The organism is Bacillus sp. CECT 9360, assembly GCF_918741275.1.
GTDB lineage: Bacteria > Bacillota > Bacilli > Bacillales > DSM-1321 > Peribacillus.
Genome location: NZ_CAKKNA010000014.1, coordinates 56,469 through 73,880 on the forward strand (window position 1 = coordinate 56,469; position 17,412 = coordinate 73,880).

Here is a 17,412-nt window from a genome sequence, read left to right on the forward strand (position 1 = left end):
TCATACTATTTATCATAATTATATACTATTTCCACTGAAAGTGGCGATTATGATACAATAATTTTATTCATCGCCGCAAAGCTGGAGATTAAATCACTAATATCTTTCATTAAAGACAGCCGGTTTCTTCTTAGTTTCTCGTCTTCTGCCATTACCATCGTATGTTCGAAATAGTTTTCAATTTCCGGTTTCATGGTCAGGAGCAGTTCAAAACGGTTTGATTCACTGGAAGCTGATTGATACTTATTAAAAACAGACTGATATTTTTCAAAGAGCTTTGTTTCAAATTCATTTTCAAATAAAGACTCGGAAACCTCAGACTTGTGCTTCGCTTTAACCGCAATATTCATCACCCTGCTTAACGCCTCTATCCCGGCCTTAAAGCCATCTTCCGCTCTTTTCGCCTCTAAGACGGATGCTCTTTCCACAAGGATAGCCACATTGCCCAGCTTATCCTCAAGCAACGCGTCGATCAGATCATAACGGATGCCTTTTTCATTCAGCAAATGCTTAACACGTGCTTTAAAAAATTGTTCAAGGTCAGCGAACGCATCTCTGCGGTCTCTTTTCAAAATGCCTTTCGTTTCCATCTCTGCAAGGGAAGCTTCGATGATCTCCTCTAATGTGATGTCCCATTTCTTCTCGGATAAAATCTGGACAATCCCGCTTGCCTGCCTTCTTAAAGCGTATGGATCCTGTGAGCCTGTCGGGATGATCCCGATGGAAAAGAACGACACAATTGTGTCCGTTTTTTCAGCCAAGCTAAGGATGGCACCCGTTAAGGAAGGAGGAATGCTGTCATCGGCATGTCTTGGCATATAGTGTTCATTAATGGCGACGGCCACTTCTTCTGCTTCACCTTTAAGGAGTGCGTATTTTTCTCCCATATAACCTTGAAGCTCAGGAAACTCATAAACCATCTGGCTGACTAAATCAAACTTCGCAATCTCTGCTGCACGGCGAGTATTTTGTTTTTCCGTGTCATTCAGTGACAAGGCCGTTGCTAGCTCGGCTGTCAATTTTTGTACCCTGGCTACTTTTTCGGAAAGTGTTCCGATTTCTTCATGGTAAACGATGGTCTCTAGTTTCTTCAGAGCACTGTCTATATCCCGTTTTTGGTCTTCTTTGTAGAAGAAAGAAGCATCCGAAAGTCTTGCTCTTAAAACCTTTTCATTTCCTTTAGAAACCACATCAAGATGACGGTCGTCACCGTTTCTTACGGTCACGAAGAAAGGGAGCAAATCTCCCTTGTTATTTTTAACAGGGAAATAGCGCTGATGTTCCTTCATGGAGGTGATCAAAACCTCCTGAGGCAAATCGAGAAACTCTTCCTGGAACCCGCCGGACAGAACAGTCGGATACTCAACGAGATTATTGACTTCTTCCAGGAGGTCTTCATCAATAGGAATGACCCAATTCTGTTCTTTTTCAAGCGCCTTGATTCCATCCAGGATCATATTCCTTCTTTTTATCGGATCGGCGACAACAAACTGCTTGGATAGCGCCGTCTCATATTGGTTTGGGGACTCAATGACAGCACTGCTGCCAAGAAAACGGTGCCCTCTTGTTTCGTTGCCTGTGGTTACGTGCGTGATCCCAAAAGGAATGACTTCATTGCCCAAAAGTGCGATCATCCATTTAATCGGGCGGATGTAACGCAGCTCCTGATCTCCCCACCGCATATTCTTAGGGAACGACATGCCCGTAATGATATCTTTTAATTCTGGCAGCAGGCTTATCGTTGGCCGACCTTCAATGAATTTGTTCACATGGACATATTCAACGCCGCCCACTTCTTTAAAATAAATATCCTCAAGGGTTGCGCCCTGCCCTTTTGCAAACCCGATGGCTGCTTTTGTCCAATCGCCGCTTTCATCTCGGGCAATTTTCTTAGCCGGTCCTTTAGCTTCCTCGTGGATATCCTTTTGTGACTCTGAGACATCAGCAATGAGCACGGCAAGCCTTCGGGGAGTCGAAAACATTTTAATATTCCCGTACTCTATGGACTTTTGATTCAGCCATTTCTCCATTTTTTCTGCCAACTGATTCATCGAAGCAGTAACATAACGGGCCGGCAATTCCTCAAGTCCAATTTCAAGTAACAAATCATGCTTGACCATTGACTTCCTCCCCTTTCTGCTTAAGCATTGGGAATCCGAGCTTTTCTCTTTCTTCATAGAAAGTCTTCGCAACTTTTCGCGCTAGATTACGGCAGCGGGCAATATATCCTGTGCGTTCGGTAACCGATATCGCTCCTTTTGCGTCAAGCAAATTGAACGTATGGGAACATTTCAAAACATAGTCATACGCCGGGTGAACAAGCCCTTCATCCATTTGGCGGTGAGCTTCTTTTTCATACATCGTGAAAAGCTGGAACAGCATATCTAAATCCGAAGTTTCAAACGTATATTTGGAATGTTCATATTCCGGCTGTCCAAAAATATCCCGTACTGTGAAGCCATTCGTCCATTCCAGGTCAAAGACATTTTCTTTTTCCTGAATGTAGGAAGCGAGTCGCTCAATACCGTACGTAATTTCCGCGGAAACCGGCTTGCACTCGAGTCCGCCAACCTGTTGGAAGTAGGTGAATTGCGTAATCTCCATGCCATCAAGCCAAACCTCCCAGCCAAGTCCTGCACAGCCTAGCGAAGGGTTTTCCCAGTTATCCTCAACAAAACGGATATCATGTTCAAGCGGATTGATTCCCAGCGCCCGCAAGGAATCCAAATAGATTTCCTGAATGTTATCAGGTGACGGCTTCATGATCACCTGAAACTGATGATGCTGATAAAGCCGGTTTGGATTTTCCCCATAACGGCCGTCTGCCGGACGCCTTGACGGTTCCACATACGCGACATTCCAGGGTTCAGGCCCAATAGCGCGCAGGAATGTGTACGGGCTCATCGTCCCAGCTCCTTTTTCCGTATCATACGCATTCATAAGAATACAACCATGATCGGCCCAATGCTTTTGCAAAGTTAAAATCATATCTTGAATGTTCATCAAGCACCTCCAAAATTATTTGGCTTAGAGCGAAGAAGTGAAAAACGTTTGAAAACGCCAAAAAACTCCCGCCACTATGCCTAACGCATAGGGACGAGAGTTTACCCGCGGTTCCACCCTATTTGCCGAAAAATCGGCCTCTTTAGCTGTCCGATTGCTCAGGAACGCCTTCCCTGCCAGTCCATATCCCGGCTCGCACTATCCCAGGTTCGCTTGTATGGAGAATTGCAGGTACTACTTTCCGTCAGTGCAACTTAGAAAAGCGCAAGCGCCTTGCTCAGCCCCGACAAGCATAAGGCGAGCACAGAAAGAAGACGTTCTTTTCTTCTTGCTGTGATTGACTTATGACCTCGAGGACGACTAACAACGCCACGTCTGTATGTCGTCGTCATAACACGTCCTGCGCGTCGGGGCTAGGCGTTGGAGCTAGACACCTTTCCACATTCTTTTTTCATTTGAGATAGATTTTAGCGAAGACACATACAAATGTCAAGAATAATACCAATCCGGAAACTTGATTATAAAAGGACAGCATGCTAAAACTTGTCCTTCATCTGATCCATCTGGTTAAGGAATTTTTTTGATTTCAATTGCAGGCCGGAATATTCCTCATAATAAGCATCGATTACGCGCTGTAGCTCTTTTTTTGTTTCGGGCTTGATCGATATATTACCGAGCCGCGATAAATCAAAATAATAAAAGAGCCGTAGCAACTTGACTGCACCAGGGGACATTTTAATATGATATGGGTCTTTCCCGTAACACCTGTGGCAAATGAAGCCTCCTTCACTTAAAGAAAAGGCAAACTCACCTTCCGTATGGCCGGAAATCGAGCACTGGTCAAGTGTTGGGCTTAAGCCGTTGACCTGAAGCATCTTCATCTCAAAAATAAATTTGAGGATCTCTGCATCGTATCCTTCGTTTATGTAATTCAATGTTTGATAAAGCAGCTCGAAAAGATAAGGATTCGACTTTTTATCTTCTACGCTTTTATCAAGGAGCTCAACGATATAAGATGCATAGGCGGTAGAAAAAATATCCTCCCGGATGAATCGCATTGAGTTCACTGTATCTCCCTGCTGCAGGGTGCCTAATCCGCTTGAGGTTTGAACAAGAAAATATCCGTAATAAAAAAGCTGGGTGACGGCAGAGAGGCGGCTTTTTGGTTTACTGGCGCCTCTCGCCATCGCACCGATTTTCCCCCACTCACGGGTATATATCGTGATAATTTTATTGCTTTCTCCATAATCTGTCCGCCGTATGACGATGCCCTCACACTTTTGCAGCAAGACCAGCCACCATCCAATCTAGAGGGACAAGAGCAATCTAGGAGATGGGAAAATCAATATCTGCTAGTACTTCTTTCTGACTTTCTGGTCTTTCCTGTCTTTCCACCTCTAACTCTTTAAAAAGAAGATAGGTGTCAACATTACCTGTCTGACTGAACACTTTCCATGTAAAATCCAACATAATAAAGCCCACCTTTCATTTAACTAGCATATTAAATTTCCGACCTAAGATTATCTTGACCCATCTCAACTCAAATCATAAGAAACAAAAAATGTTAGGAATATTTTTTATAACTTTTAGACTGGTTGTGATTCACTGTTTTAATATTCATCCTCATTAAATCCATAATCCCGCAGCTGGGACATTTTATTGCGCCAATCCTTTTGAACCTTCACCCATAGCTCGAGAAAAACCTTAGAACCCAGCAAGTTCTCGATATCAAGTCTGGCCCTCTGCCCGACTTCCTTCAGCATTTTCCCTTGCTTACCGATGACAATCCCCTTTTGTGAATCTCTCTCAACGATGATGGTCGCCATCACATTAATCGTTTCACTGTTATCCATTTTCTTAATCGAATCGATCACGACTGCGACGGAATGCGGAATTTCCTCCCGTGTGAGATGCAAGACTTTTTCACGGATTAACTCGGAAATGATAAAACGTTCCGGATGATCCGTCACCTGATCGGCAGGGTAAAACTGCGGTCCCTCAGGCAGGTGTTTCTTAATTTGTCCAAGCAGGGTTTCCACGTTATTTCCTTCCAGTGCTGAAATCGGCACAACCGAAGTGAATGGGTATAAATTCCGGTACTTCTCAATGATAGGAAGCAGCTCATCGGGATGGAGCTGGTCGATTTTATTTACGACGAGAAAAACAGGTGTTTTGACCGTCTTTAGCTTTTCAATGATAAATTCGTCACCGCGCCCAAAACCTTCTTGTGCATTGATCATAAACAAAATCAAATCCACTTCTTTAAGTGTATTCGTGGCCACCTTCATCATGAAGTCGCCAAGCTTATGCTTCGGCTTATGGATGCCAGGTGTATCGATGAAAATCATTTGCGCATCATCAAGCGTCAGCACACCCTGCACTTTATTGCGCGTCGTTTGCGGCTTATCACTCATGATAGCGATTTTTTGTCCGATCACCCGGTTCAAGAAGGTGCTTTTCCCGACGTTTGGTCTGCCGATAATAGAGATGAAACCCGATTTGTGGTTTTTCGATTGTGTATCGTCAAATAGTTTAGTCATTCAAATCCTCCGGTGAAAAAGCTCCTGGTAGCAATTCCTCTACTGTTAATTCGTTAATATCCCCATTCAGGTTTGTCAAAACAATTTTCATATCACTTTTACAAAACTCTGATATAACTTGGCGGCATGCGCCACATGGCGGGACGGGCCGATTTGTATCTGCAACAACAGCCATAGCCTGAAATTGCTTGTCACCTTCAGAAATGGCCTTAAAAAGTGCCGTCCGTTCAGCGCAATTGCACATGCTGTAGGCAGCGTTTTCAATATTGCAGCCATGGTACACTTTGCCATCGGCAGTCAATAAAGCCGCCCCAACCGCAAATTTGGAATAGGGGACATACGCTTTCTCCCTGGCTTGTTTAGCTTCTTCGATTAAATTCTTCAGTTCCAATTTATCATCATCCTTTCAGAAAAGGGGATGCACTTATATTGTAACGCATCTCCACTTGTCTTGAATAGCTGATATTCCGTTAGTCTTACTGTAGAGAATGAAATATCAGCTGTTTAAAACAGTTTTGGCAAAAAGATAATTAGGCCGACCAAGACAGCAAATATAGCATACATAAGAACTGCGCCGGCGGCAATATCCTTTGCCTGTTTAGCAAGCGGATGAACATCCCCGGTAATGAGATCCACGGTTCGTTCAATCGCCGAATTGATCATTTCAAGAGTGATCGTCCCGAATATCGCGACCATGATAAGCAGCCATTCCAGTCGTGAAACCGAAAAATACCAGCCTGCACCTATCACCACCACTGCCACGAATAGGTGGATTTTTAGATTTCTTTCCGATTTCACGACTCCCTTAATCCCTTGAAACGCATAAATAAAACTCTTATACAGAGGAGCCTTCCTTTTTTTATACTTCCCTTGTGAGCCCATATTGGTTCAATATTTCCTTTTGTTTAGTAAACATCTTTTTTTCATCTGCCTCATTCAGATGGTCGTATCCTAGCAGATGTAGAAAACCGTGAAGCGCCAGAAAGCCCAATTCGCGGTCAAAGGTATGGCCGTATTCCTCAGCCTGTTCCTCTGTCCTCTCGATGGATATGATAATATCACCGAGCATCCGCGGGATCTCCGTACCTATCACCTCTATTTCATCTTCACCCAACTCTTCCATCGCAAAAGAAATCACATCAGTCGGTGCATCCTTGCTGCGATATTCCTTATTGATTTCCCTGATCCTCGCGTTGTCCACAAAGGTAACAGAAAGCTCACTTGTATTCTCAATCCCTTCACTTTTAGCCGCAAATTGAAGAACGCCTTCTACGAGTTTTTCAGCCTCTTCGCTTACTTTTTCCGTTTCGTCCATAAAATCGATGGTCAAATTCATTGTATCACCTTCTATTCTGATTTAGGGAGCTCCGGATATTCGATCCTTGAGTGGAATATGCCATTCAATGTTTCGCAAAGTGATTGCTTGACAATTCCTAATTCTTTCATCGTTATATCACACTCGTCAAATTGATGATCATTCAGTCGCTCATTGATAATTTTCTCAACGATTTCCACTATTTTCTCCGAAGTAGGGCGGACCATTGACCTGACAGCCGCCTCGACGCTGTCAGCAATTCCGATCACCGCAATTTCCTTCGTTTGTGCTTTCGGACCCGGATAGCGATACTCTTCCTCTTTAACATCTTCTCCTTGCTTTAAAGCTTTATGATAGAAAAATTTAAGCAGCGTTGTGCCATGATGCTGTTCAGCGATATCGACAATCTCTTGCGGCATCTTGTGTTTCAGCAGCATTTCAGCACCATCCACGCTATGAGCAATAATGATATCCTTACTGGTTGCCGGTGGTAGCCGGTCATGCGGATTCTCGATATTGATTTGGTTTTCGATAAAAAACTGCGGCCGCTTCGTCTTGCCTATATCATGATAATAACAGCCAACTCTTGCCAGCAGCCCATTTCCACCAATTGCTTCACAGGCAGAATCCGCTAGGTTCGCAACCATGACACTGTGATGATAGGTACCAGGTGCCTCCGTAAGGATCCTCCTGAGCAACGGATGATTCGGATTTGAAAGTTCTAAAAGCTTTATCGAGGAAAGAATCCCAAAACCGGCTTCGAAAAATGGCAGCAACCCGATTGTCAGCACGGAAGAAGCTACGCCGGAAACAATAGCGGCTACCATGTAAAAGAGATACTCTATTCTAGAATAGTTTCCATCCGTGATAAACAAGATGGACAACAATAGAACGATATTGATCAGGGATAACAGCAGCCCGGCCTGGAGAATTTTTGTCTTAGAATTTTTCTTCGAAAGAATAACGATGGCCGCCAGCCCGCTGAACATGATGTAAAGCCCAATCGAGAAATCAAGGTTCCCCGAGACATCCCCATTAAAAATAATCGCCCCGAATGCTCCTAAAATGATCGTGATTGCGGCTGCAAAACGTTCATTGAGCAAGTTTTTGACTAGCATGGCTGCCAGTGCTGCAGGAAAGTAAAATCCAAGATCATTGTATTGAAGACTGGAGAAAACACTGAATATCTTCATGACCAGAAGGGAAAGCACCAGCACGATACTGAACACGAGCATCTGGGTGACCTTTCTCTCATCCGAATTATGACTCAGATAAAAATAATAGAACAGCGCACTCATGATAAGCGTGATAAACAAAAATAAACCAAGAAAAGGAATGACGGTATTATCATTATCCAGAAATCCAGCAAGTTCCAGCTGACGGTATACTTCTCGATCGATCAGCTGTCCTTGTTCGACAATGATTTGCCCCTGAAGCATTTTGACCGGTTCAACAGATTCCACAGCCTTTGTCCGCTGTTCTTCTGTTTGATCCTTATCAAAAAATACGTTCTGAATGATCGCATACCGGGCCAGTGCAATCGAAGCATTTTTCAATTCGTTCTCAAGGCTTGTATACTTCAATTCTTCTTCTGCCTGTTTTTTTGCGTTTTCTACATCAGCGGCCGTTATCCTCTCTGTCATTACATTGTTGACGGCTGTGATTGTCAAATCCTTTGAGATCCGGAGATTGTTCTCATTGGCTTTTACAAGCGCAGGAAAAACAGATTCTGGAATGTCGCTATTTACCTCATCTGTCAGCTTTTCTTTTAGCATGGTAACCATTTCATCCGTGCTTTTCGCTTCGTTGTCCCCATCTTTTTCCGGACTCGTTTCACGTTTAACTTCCATTGCAGAATCGAAAATCGAAGCTATCAAATCGACTTTGTTTTGGGCATATTCTTCTTTTAATGTATAAACATCCGCGACTTGACTAATAATCTCTTCTTTTTCCTGCTCTGTTTTATATGTATCCTCAACCGTTTTCGTCGCCCTGATTGTCTGTTCCGCGGGCTTCAAAAGCTCTACTTTCACTTCCTCGGGCTTAACATTGGAATACATCATCAAATAAGCAAAAATGCCGAGAATCACAAAAAGCAAAACTTGAAAAAAACGATTATTGAGCAAATTCTTCAGTCTCGTTAGATTAGTTTGTAAAAAATTCAAAATTCCCCCTCCTCTCTGAAAAGCGTAAGCGCCCTGGTCAGGGTCAGCCCCGACAGGCATAAGACGACCGCGAGGAGGCAGTTCTTCAGCCACCACAGTGGTTTGGCAATAGCGGTCCTCGACTAAAAACTGCCACGTTCTTATGTCTTACGTCGAGGTCAGCACATCCTGTGCAAGTCCGAGGGGCTGGGCGCTGTAGCTAGACACTTGTCAAAGTTAAAAAAAGTTATACTTTCTTTAATTATCCGAAAAGCGGAAGCACCTGAACACGAGTCGTCCATATGCGATACATGAATCCATATTCTAATTATGTAAAATATAACAGTTTATCAACCGACTTGTCATCCTGTTAGCCAATAAATAAAGAAAACCGCCCAAGAAAAAGGCGGAATCCGGTACTAAATTATTCATTTGAATTTTCATAAGCCGTAATGATTCTGGCAACGAGATGGTGTCTGACAACATCACTTTGTTCCAAATAGATAAAAGAAAGACCTGATACGTCATTCAAAATGTCTGCCGCAGCAATAAGCCCCGACTTCACCCCTTTAGGCAGGTCGATTTGGGTGCGATCCCCCGTAATGACCATTTTCGAGCCAAAGCCAAGCCGGGTTAAGAACATCTTCATTTGCGCCTGTGTCGTATTTTGCGCTTCATCCAAAATGACAAAAGCGTCATCAAGAGTCCTTCCCCTCATATAAGCAAGCGGTGCAATTTCGATCACACCTCTCTCTATCAGCCTCTGGGTATGCTCCATGCCTAAAAGGTCATGGAGAGCATCATAAAGCGGCCTTAGGTAAGGGTCTACTTTTTCCTTCAAGTCGCCCGGTAAAAATCCAAGGCTTTCACCGGCTTCCACAGCTGGCCTCGTTAAGATAATCCGCTTCACTTGGCCATTTTTCAAAGCATTAACAGCCATGACTACGGCAAGATACGTTTTCCCTGTCCCGGCAGGACCGATGCCAAAAACAAGATCGCTTTTTTTAATGGCCGAAATATATTGACGCTGTCCCAGTGTCTTAACGCGTATGGTTTTTCCCTTTGCCGTCTTCGCGATTTCTTCTTCATATAATTCATGGAAATATTCTAATGTGCCTTTTTTTGAAAGCTCGATCGCGTATATGACATCCCGGGAACTGATATGAATCCCTTTGCGGACCACAGCCAGTAACTCTTTCAGAATATTTTCAGCATGGATGGCATTTTCAAGTTCACCCGCTATGGAGATCCCTTCCCCGCGGGTGATAACGGATACATGAAGCTCATCCTCGAGCACTTTCACATTAGAATCGGCATTCCCGAGTAAAGCCAGTGCTTCGTTAGGTGATTCAATTTCTAGTTCTATTACTTTAAGGTCTTCTGGCATTCGTTAGTCTCCTTGAATGATTGGTTGTCCTGCTGCGATATCTTCTATAACTGTATAATGAATTAATAATCTAACTTTACCATTCTGATTGCTTACGCGCAAAACTTTTCCTCTTATTATTTCAGCATCATCCGGTAATTGTTTTTTCAGGCTCGCTTTTCCCATTTTCTTTGCTTCATCGTATGCTTCCTGTTCAGAATACATGCGCATGATTTCATCCTTGCTTCTTTTCGTAGCGGTTTTATAGGCAATCGGCAGCTCCCATTGCAGAAAGCGTAACGGTCTTACCGTAATATCATTCTCATATTGTTTGTATCCAGGATCTTTAAAACCCCAAATCGGAATCGAAGCTTTTCCGAATGCAAGATAATGCTTGGTCTTCTCATCTCCGTTAAATACCGAAAAAGTGGAATCCAAAGGAACCTCTACGGTTGATTCATACCACGTTTCACCCTTAATTACACCTTTAGCGGATACAATCTTCTGACTGTCCTCGTTACCGATGACGCCGGATACGAGCAACTGCCCTTTCTTTACATAATCATTCACTTTGATAATAGGTTGTCCTTTTTCAACAAACATATCAGCGACAACGGCTTTTTTCTTGGCCACAAGATGCCGTGGCGATGTCTGTTTTACTGCTTTCGGTTGTTTTTTTTCGACTACCTTTAAATGATAGGTTGTCCCTTTTAACTCCACACCAATCCACGTTACAGCACCGATATTATCGGTGAGCTTCCGCTGGATGGTGTCGACATCATCCAGTAAGAACTGGACTTTTCCGATTTTAACACCAAGGTTATCCAGTTCTTTACGTATAGCATATTCGGTCTCCGGGTCTGCATCATGTACCTGAATCCCCCACACCATATTTGACAAGACAAATATGCATAGCAAAAAGGCCAGGCTGCCAGCCAAAAAACCGCTGTTTTTCAACAGTCTTTTGATCAGGAAAGGCCCTCCTTTCCCATGGATGAACGTCACCTTGCAATGACTTTCCCTAACGGTCTCACGCAGCTTGGGTATCTCTCTAAAATCAATGCAGAAAACAATCGACTCCGAGCCGGCACGCTTCACATCCCAAACGTGGACGCCTCTTCTCGTAAGGGAATTAATTAGCCTTTCCGCACCCTTCCCATTTGCCTTCACTTTTACATAGCCCGTATAAAAGCTGGTCCATTGGTTCTTCATGGGTCCCCCCTCCTCCCGTTCATCACTCTTTTATAAAATAGACTTGATCGATTTTTCCTTGTAGCATGATTTCTTCAGGCAAAATCGTTTTGATGACAAATTCATTTCCCCTTATCAAGAGCTGGCCCTTTTTCAGCATCAGCCTTACTTCTGTATCTGTAAAGGCAAGCAAGCCTCTGTGGTTTTCAATGTAAATATGTAATTGACCAATCAACGTGATTCTTGGCAGGTCCATCATGACATCCTGCGGAAGGTCCATCGTCTTCACAAACAGTTTTTTTATGTTTTGTCCCCACTTTGATGCCATAAAAAAAGAACCCCCCTTCATCTCAAATGTATGAAATGAAAGGGGGTTGTAGAACTGAAATGCGACCGGGCGCTGGAGCTGGGCCTACCTTACTATCTTCTCTTATTCACCCTCGATTTGGGCGGGCCAAGCACTTCAGCCATGATAATGCCGTCGACTAGTTTTTTCCGGTCAAACTTAAGATCCGGCTTGTAAATAGGGCTTTGGCTATCATCAATAGAATCATAGTGAAAAACAGGGCTTTTCCTGACTTCAGAATGGTTCTGTTCGGTAATCTCCCGCGCTTGTTGGAGTTTGGTTTCTATCTCATTCGGTACGTTTTTTTCTTGAATCGTTTTCCGAGGACTGGGTTTCTCCTCTTCCGAGAAATATTCGCCGAGCGTTTCTTTAATGACTTCCGGGATTCTCTTTCTTTTTGCTTCGCCACCGGATTGTTCAGTCTTTCTTTTTCCAAAAAGAGAAGTAATGATCCCAATTACGACAACCGCAATGATTGGGTTGCTAAATAGCCATCCTATTAATTCATATAAAGCATCCATTCAAGTCCTCCTTTCGGAGATCCAACCATAAATTATTTTTTGTCTTTTGGATCATTAGACATCTTGCTAATGGAATCACGCATACCTGTATCCGCAGATATGTTTTGTAAATTCATATAATCCATGACACCCATATTTCCTGATTTCAAAGCGTCTGCCATCGCTAATGGAACCTCTGCTTCAGCTTGAACAACCTTCGCTCTCATTTCCTGAACCTTGGCTACCATTTCCTGTTCCTGGGCAACAGCCATCGCACGACGTTCTTCAGCTTTCGCTTGGGCGATCTTTTTATCGGCTTCTGCCTGGTCAGTCTGCAGGATCGCTCCAATGTTCTTGCCGATATCAACGTCCGCAATATCAATCGAGAGAATTTCAAAGGCAGTTCCCGCATCCAGCCCTTTAGATAAGACAGTTCTGGAAATCATATCTGGGTTTTCGAGTACTTTTTTATGATTCTCAGCGGATCCGATCGTGGATACGATACCTTCACCGACACGGGCAATAATCGTTTCCTCTCCTGCTCCACCTACTAAGCGATCGATGTTGGCGCGGACTGTAATCCTCGCCTTAGCTTTCACTTCGATACCGTCCATCGCTACACCGGATATAAAAGGTGTTTCGATTACTTTTGGATTTACACTCATTTGCACCGCTTGAAGCACATCACGTCCAGCCAGATCAATTGCAGCACTTCTTTCAAATGTCAACTCAATATTGGCGCGCTGGGCGGCAATCAAGGCATTCACGACGCGGTCGACATTACCTCCAGCCAAGTAATGGCTTTCAAGCTGGTTCGTTGTAACATCGAGTCCCGCTTTATGAGCTTTAATCAACGGATTCACGACACGGCTCGGGATGACGCGCCTTAACCTCATCCCCACTAATGTAAAGATGCTGACTTTTACGCCTGCTGCCAACGCCGAAATCCAAAGCGCGATCGGCACAAAAGTCAAAAATACGGCCAGTACGATAATACCCGCGATAATTGCTAAAATTAAGAGTACAGTTGCTGAAGTTAATTCCATTTTCTTTCCTCCAATTACAAAAGTTATTTCAATTCTCTAACGACGATGCGTGCTCCTTCAGTCTTAATAATCTTTACCAAAGCACCTTTATGGATAAAGCTTCCTTCCGTCACTACATCCACACGTTCATCATCAATTAATACTGTCCCCGACGGCCTTAAATCCGTCAAGGTCTCACCTTGCTTCCCAACCAGCTCCAATCGATTATGATTGGAAACATAGCCATTTTCAGTATTCGTCGAGTCAGTTAATATCATCTTTTTAAAAAATTTCATTTTCCTACCAAACACCTTTACGAATAGGATAGAAACCAGAATGGATGCTATTAGAGCAATCAATAGTGATATCGTCATGTTAACAGGGTCTCCTGTTGCCATAAACAAGCTTCCTACCACAGCCAGCAACCCGAGTGCCCCGATAATACCACCGGGAACAATAAATTCCAGCATAATCAATATGATACCGATAACAAACAATCCAATTGCTTCATAACCTGCAAGCCCTGCGACGAGATGTCCATAAAAGAACAATACAAAAGCGGTTATCCCTATGATGCCTGCAATCCCGAATCCGGGTGTGAACAATTCAATGATGATGGCAATACTCGCAATTGTCAACAGCAGCGGTACCACGAATGGATTGGTTAAAAAACGCGCCAATTTTTCGGAAAAGGTTTCATCAACGGATCTGATTTCAGCGTCTTCCATTCCCATCTCTGTAACCAGGGCTGATATCGACGAGACCGTTCCTTCGCTATAGCCTACCTTTTCAGCGGACGTAGCGGTTAATGTCAATAGCTTGCCATCTTCTGCCTCATATTCAGGTAGATTAACACCCTCCTCGGTCATAGCCCGGGCATACAATGGATCACGTCCATTTTGCTCGGCCGCCGTCTCCATGGCAGCTACCCAATACGATTGCGCTTTCTTATCCGCCATGTTCCCCGCTCCATCAATGACCGCAGCTGAACCCATCGTCGCGTTTGGAACCATATAAATCTCATCGGCATTCAAAGAAATATAAGCCCCTGCGGAAAGGGCACGATTATTCACAAAGGCCACTGTTTTAACGGGAGTATCACTGAGAAGCTTACCAATTTCACCGGCTGCATCAACCGCTCCGCCAGGGGTATTAATATCAAATACGACAAGATCCGCATTATTTTCCTCAGCGGTTTCAAGCGCCCTGGTTAAAAAAGCATGCAGTCCCTTTTCCACTGTTTCTTCTATTGGCACGACATACACGAGTTCATTTTTAGCTGATGAGTGATCAGGCATAATCATGACGGCGAGCATGAGCAGGATAAATACTGCTGTTGATTGCCAAATGCGCAAGGAGATTCCTCCTTTCTCAATTTTACCATTCTATATTCTTAATACGTATGTATTACAAAAAGGTTTCAGTCCCTTGTAAAAAGATTACAAGTGAAATTGATTAAGTAAAAAACCGCAAGCAATGTAACTTGCCTACGGTTTAGGTTTCGAGCTTATGATAGATGTTGTTGTACTAATTTGTTGACGACGGTACCATCAGCCTTGCCCTTTACTTTAGGCATTAAGGCTCCCATAACTCTTCCTATATCAGCTTTCGAGGATGCATTCACTTCTTCAATCGTTTGCTTAACGATGGTGGTAAGTTCCTCTTCTGAAAGCTGTTCCGGCATATATGCCTCAACGTAGCCTAATTCGGTACGGATTTTATCAACGAGATCGACTCTTCCTGCATTTTCAAACTCTTGGAGGGAATCTTTGCGTTGTTTTACTTCGCGAGAGAGCACTGTCAATTCTTCCTCTTCAGTTAAATCCTGTTTTCCGGCTTTAATGCCTTCGTTTTGGAGAGCAGCCTTCACCATACGGATCACAGAGAGTTTATCCTTTTCCTTGTTCTTCATCGCTTGCTTCATATCATTATTTAAACGCTCGAGAAGACTCATGAATTCAACCCTCTCTTAGAATTTACGTTTTCTTGCTGCCTCAGACTTTTTCTTGCGCTTTACACTTGGTTTTTCATAAAACTCGCGCTTCCTTGCTTCTTGAAGCGATCCAGCTTTAGATACGGTACGTTTGAAACGACGAAGAGCATCTTCAATCGATTCGTTTTTACGAACGACGGTTTTAGACATCTCTTTCCCTCCCTCCGAAAACAACACACTTACTCAAAGTTTACAACATGCTGTCACATGTACCTAGCAATTATAATATAAGCATTAATACAGGTCAACTATATTATCATTTTAAATCAGACATGTCCCCGTCTCCGTGTCCATATGATAAGACAGGGGGAATGTTGATGATTGAGCTTATTCTCTTTGTTATATATATATGTGTGTTTTTAGCTGGCATGGCCGTTCTGCGCATAGGTTTATTTAATTTATCCGGGAAATCAATGACTGCGTTCCTCTCCAAGGTCACAAACACGCCTATGAAAGGCTTTATCTTCGGAGCATTGATCACAGGGCTCCTCCAAAGCAGCTCAGCCGTTATGGTGATGACAGTCGGCCTTGTTTCAGCGGGGAGCCTGACGTTTCCGCAAACCATCGGGATCATACTGGGCTCTAACGTCGGTTCTACCTTAACTACCGAATTCATGACGTTTTCCGTTGAAAGATGGATCGTTCCCGGAGTAGTCGGAGGGGCTCTATTGTGGCTCGTCCCAAAGGTTGTCTGCAAAAGCATCGGGACATCGATAATCGGTCTTAGTGCTATTTTTGCGGCCATGAATGGATTCAAGCAGATGGCAGGGCCGATTTCCGCTTTTCCTTTCATCCAAAACCTGTTACATAGTATGGAACAATATACACTGCTCGCTGTATTAACGGGTATAGCCGTTACTGCGATTATTCATTCGAGTTCCGCTACGATTGGAATTTCGATGAGTTTCCTATCAAGTGATGAATTGTCCGTGTACGCGGCGATTGCAATCATGCTTGGTTCCAATATCGGCACGTGCATCACCGGATATATGGCAAGCCTCGGTTCGGGTGAGGAAGCCAAATTCACCGCATACGCCCATATTTGGCTCAATGTTCTTGGCGTTTTCTTATTTTTTCCGCTCATCCATCAGCTGGAAGGTTCGGCAGCTTACTTTACCGAAGATAAAGCGAAACAATTGGCACACGCCAGTGTTTTGTTCAATGTTATCACGTCTATCATTGTCCTGCCTTTTTCCAGGCAGTTTGCGAGATTTATCCTTATCGTTCACAAGCGTTTAAAAGCATGAAAAAACGCCGGCAGCAAGAGCCGGCGTTAATCTTAATAATCTGAATTAGCCGTTAATCCTTTTACAATCGAAACACCAGCACTCGCGCCGATCCTTGATGCTCCTGCTTCGATGATTTTATTGGCATCTTCTGTGTTTCGGACTCCCCCTGAAGCTTTAACGCCAATTTCAGGGCCGACAGTCTTTCTCATAAGCGTGACGTCTTCAGGTGTCGCACCGCCTGTTGAAAAACCTGTTGACGTTTTCACATAGTCAGAACCCGCTTTTACAGAAAGACTGCAGGCACGGACTTTTTCTTCTTCCGTTAGTAGGGAAGTTTCAATGATTACTTTTGTCAGTGCTTTTCCTTTTGCCGCTTCAACGACAGCGCGGATATCTCTTTCGACAAGCGCATCATCTTTATCTTTAAGCGCACCGATATTGATGACCATATCTACTTCCTCGGCACCGTTTTCAATCGCATTTTTTACTTCGAACGCTTTGGTCTCTGGCGTGTTAGCTCCTAAAGGGAACCCGATTACGGTACAGACTTTCACATCTGATCCTTGAAGCAACTCGCTCGCATACTTCACCCACGTCGGGTTCACGCATACTGAGGCAAATTTATACTCTCTCGCTTCTTCACAAAGAACTTTAATTTGATCTTTTGTGGCATCCGCTTTCAATAAAGTGTGGTCGATAATACCAGCTACATTTTGAACCATTTTCATTTCCCCTTTCAGTTGTACGTACCTCTTTATCA

General features: G+C 43.7%; 19 protein-coding genes. 1 reads left to right on the forward strand and 18 read right to left on the reverse strand.

Annotation, left to right across the window (positions count from 1 at the left end):
- Positions 1-47 precede the first annotated feature (47 nt).
- The 17 genes from glyS to rpsU all read right to left on the reverse strand — a co-directional run bounded on the left by glyS (position 48) and on the right by rpsU (position 15,573).
- Positions 48-2,120, reverse strand: a complete 2,073-nt coding sequence (glyS, locus tag LQ216_RS16375; protein ID WP_230130535.1) for a glycine--tRNA ligase subunit beta — start codon at positions 2,118-2,120, stop codon at positions 48-50.
- On the reverse strand, positions 2,107-3,003 hold the full coding sequence (gene glyQ / locus LQ216_RS16380) for a glycine--tRNA ligase subunit alpha (protein ID WP_230130536.1): 897 nt from the start codon (positions 3,001-3,003) through the stop codon (positions 2,107-2,109). Before glyQ ends, glyS begins: the two co-directional genes overlap by 14 nt.
- Before the next feature lie 536 nt (positions 3,004-3,539).
- A complete protein-coding gene (gene recO / locus LQ216_RS16385) occupies positions 3,540-4,292 on the reverse strand; it encodes a DNA repair protein RecO (protein WP_230130537.1) in 753 nt (250 codons plus the stop codon).
- Positions 4,293-4,329: 37 nt separating this feature from the next.
- Positions 4,330-4,473 carry a YqzL family protein gene (locus tag LQ216_RS16390; protein ID WP_230130538.1) on the reverse strand — a complete coding sequence of 48 codons (144 nt, stop codon included), beginning with the start codon at positions 4,471-4,473 and terminating at the stop codon, positions 4,330-4,332.
- Positions 4,474-4,613: 140 nt separating this feature from the next.
- The gene (era, locus tag LQ216_RS16395) at positions 4,614-5,543 is read right to left on the reverse strand and encodes a GTPase Era (RefSeq protein WP_230130539.1); all 930 of its coding nucleotides are present in this window, start codon (positions 5,541-5,543) and stop codon (positions 4,614-4,616) included.
- Positions 5,536-5,934, reverse strand: a complete 399-nt coding sequence (locus tag LQ216_RS16400) for a cytidine deaminase (RefSeq protein WP_230130540.1) — start codon at positions 5,932-5,934, stop codon at positions 5,536-5,538. Before LQ216_RS16400 ends, era begins: the two co-directional genes overlap by 8 nt.
- Before the next feature lie 113 nt (positions 5,935-6,047).
- Entirely contained in the window at positions 6,048-6,425 is a 378-nt protein-coding gene (locus tag LQ216_RS16405; RefSeq protein WP_230130541.1) for a diacylglycerol kinase family protein, read from the reverse strand.
- Positions 6,403-6,879, reverse strand: a complete 477-nt coding sequence (ybeY, locus tag LQ216_RS16410) for an rRNA maturation RNase YbeY (protein ID WP_230130542.1) — start codon at positions 6,877-6,879, stop codon at positions 6,403-6,405. The genes LQ216_RS16405 and ybeY overlap by 23 nt, the downstream gene beginning before the upstream one ends.
- 11 nt (positions 6,880-6,890) lie before the next feature.
- Positions 6,891-9,023, reverse strand: a complete 2,133-nt coding sequence (locus LQ216_RS16415; protein ID WP_230130543.1) for an HD family phosphohydrolase — start codon at positions 9,021-9,023, stop codon at positions 6,891-6,893.
- A 403-nt stretch (positions 9,024-9,426) separates the two neighbouring features.
- Entirely contained in the window at positions 9,427-10,389 is a 963-nt protein-coding gene (locus tag LQ216_RS16420) for a PhoH family protein (RefSeq protein ID WP_230130544.1), read from the reverse strand.
- 3 nt (positions 10,390-10,392) lie between these two features.
- A complete protein-coding gene (yqfD, locus tag LQ216_RS16425; RefSeq protein WP_230130545.1) occupies positions 10,393-11,580 on the reverse strand; it encodes a sporulation protein YqfD in 1,188 nt (395 codons plus the stop codon).
- A 22-nt stretch (positions 11,581-11,602) separates the two neighbouring features.
- Complete coding sequence (gene yqfC / locus LQ216_RS16430) at positions 11,603-11,887, reverse strand: sporulation protein YqfC (RefSeq protein ID WP_230130546.1); 285 nt, start codon at positions 11,885-11,887, stop codon at positions 11,603-11,605.
- A 92-nt stretch (positions 11,888-11,979) separates the two neighbouring features.
- The gene (locus tag LQ216_RS16435; protein ID WP_230130547.1) at positions 11,980-12,426 is read right to left on the reverse strand and encodes a hypothetical protein; all 447 of its coding nucleotides are present in this window, start codon (positions 12,424-12,426) and stop codon (positions 11,980-11,982) included.
- Between the two features lie 32 nt (positions 12,427-12,458).
- Complete coding sequence (gene floA / locus LQ216_RS16440; RefSeq protein ID WP_230130548.1) at positions 12,459-13,451, reverse strand: flotillin-like protein FloA; 993 nt, start codon at positions 13,449-13,451, stop codon at positions 12,459-12,461.
- Between the two features lie 23 nt (positions 13,452-13,474).
- Positions 13,475-14,785 carry a nodulation protein NfeD gene (locus LQ216_RS16445; RefSeq protein WP_354959211.1) on the reverse strand — a complete coding sequence of 437 codons (1,311 nt, stop codon included), beginning with the start codon at positions 14,783-14,785 and terminating at the stop codon, positions 13,475-13,477.
- Between the two features lie 152 nt (positions 14,786-14,937).
- Positions 14,938-15,384: a GatB/YqeY domain-containing protein gene (locus LQ216_RS16450; protein ID WP_230130549.1), complete on the reverse strand. Its 447-nt coding sequence runs from the start codon at positions 15,382-15,384 to the stop codon at positions 14,938-14,940.
- Positions 15,385-15,399: 15 nt separating this feature from the next.
- A complete protein-coding gene (gene rpsU / locus LQ216_RS16455) occupies positions 15,400-15,573 on the reverse strand; it encodes a 30S ribosomal protein S21 (RefSeq protein WP_230130550.1) in 174 nt (57 codons plus the stop codon).
- 167 nt (positions 15,574-15,740) lie between these two features.
- Between rpsU and LQ216_RS16460 the strand changes: the two genes are divergently transcribed.
- Positions 15,741-16,670: a Na/Pi symporter gene (locus tag LQ216_RS16460; RefSeq protein WP_230130551.1), complete on the forward strand. Its 930-nt coding sequence runs from the start codon at positions 15,741-15,743 to the stop codon at positions 16,668-16,670.
- Positions 16,671-16,702: 32 nt separating this feature from the next.
- On the opposite strand, the gene deoC is transcribed toward LQ216_RS16460, so the two are convergent.
- Positions 16,703-17,374: a deoxyribose-phosphate aldolase gene (deoC, locus tag LQ216_RS16465; RefSeq protein WP_230130552.1), complete on the reverse strand. Its 672-nt coding sequence runs from the start codon at positions 17,372-17,374 to the stop codon at positions 16,703-16,705.
- Positions 17,375-17,412: the final 38 nt, after the last annotated feature.

Coding starts and splice junctions, on each gene's coding strand:
- glyS (WP_230130535.1), bottom strand. CDS start 2,120: ATGGTCAAGCATGATTTGTTACTTGAAATTGGACTTGAGGAATTGCCG.
- glyQ (WP_230130536.1), bottom strand. CDS start 3,003: ATGAACATTCAAGATATGATTTTAACTTTGCAAAAGCATTGGGCCGAT.
- LQ216_RS16390 (WP_230130538.1), bottom strand. CDS start 4,473: ATGTTGGATTTTACATGGAAAGTGTTCAGTCAGACAGGTAATGTTGAC.
- era (WP_230130539.1), bottom strand. CDS start 5,543: ATGACTAAACTATTTGACGATACACAATCGAAAAACCACAAATCGGGT.
- LQ216_RS16405 (WP_230130541.1), bottom strand. CDS start 6,425: ATGGGCTCACAAGGGAAGTATAAAAAAAGGAAGGCTCCTCTGTATAAG.
- ybeY (WP_230130542.1), bottom strand. CDS start 6,879: ATGAATTTGACCATCGATTTTATGGACGAAACGGAAAAAGTAAGCGAA.
- LQ216_RS16420 (WP_230130544.1), bottom strand. CDS start 10,389: ATGCCAGAAGACCTTAAAGTAATAGAACTAGAAATTGAATCACCTAAC.
- yqfD (WP_230130545.1), bottom strand. CDS start 11,580: ATGAAGAACCAATGGACCAGCTTTTATACGGGCTATGTAAAAGTGAAG.
- yqfC (WP_230130546.1), bottom strand. CDS start 11,887: ATGGCATCAAAGTGGGGACAAAACATAAAAAAACTGTTTGTGAAGACG.
- LQ216_RS16435 (WP_230130547.1), bottom strand. CDS start 12,426: ATGGATGCTTTATATGAATTAATAGGATGGCTATTTAGCAACCCAATC.
- floA (WP_230130548.1), bottom strand. CDS start 13,451: ATGGAATTAACTTCAGCAACTGTACTCTTAATTTTAGCAATTATCGCG.
- LQ216_RS16450 (WP_230130549.1), bottom strand. CDS start 15,384: ATGAGTCTTCTCGAGCGTTTAAATAATGATATGAAGCAAGCGATGAAG.
- rpsU (WP_230130550.1), bottom strand. CDS start 15,573: ATGTCTAAAACCGTCGTTCGTAAAAACGAATCGATTGAAGATGCTCTT.
- LQ216_RS16460 (WP_230130551.1), top strand. CDS start 15,741: ATGATTGAGCTTATTCTCTTTGTTATATATATATGTGTGTTTTTAGCT.
- deoC (WP_230130552.1), bottom strand. CDS start 17,374: ATGGTTCAAAATGTAGCTGGTATTATCGACCACACTTTATTGAAAGCG.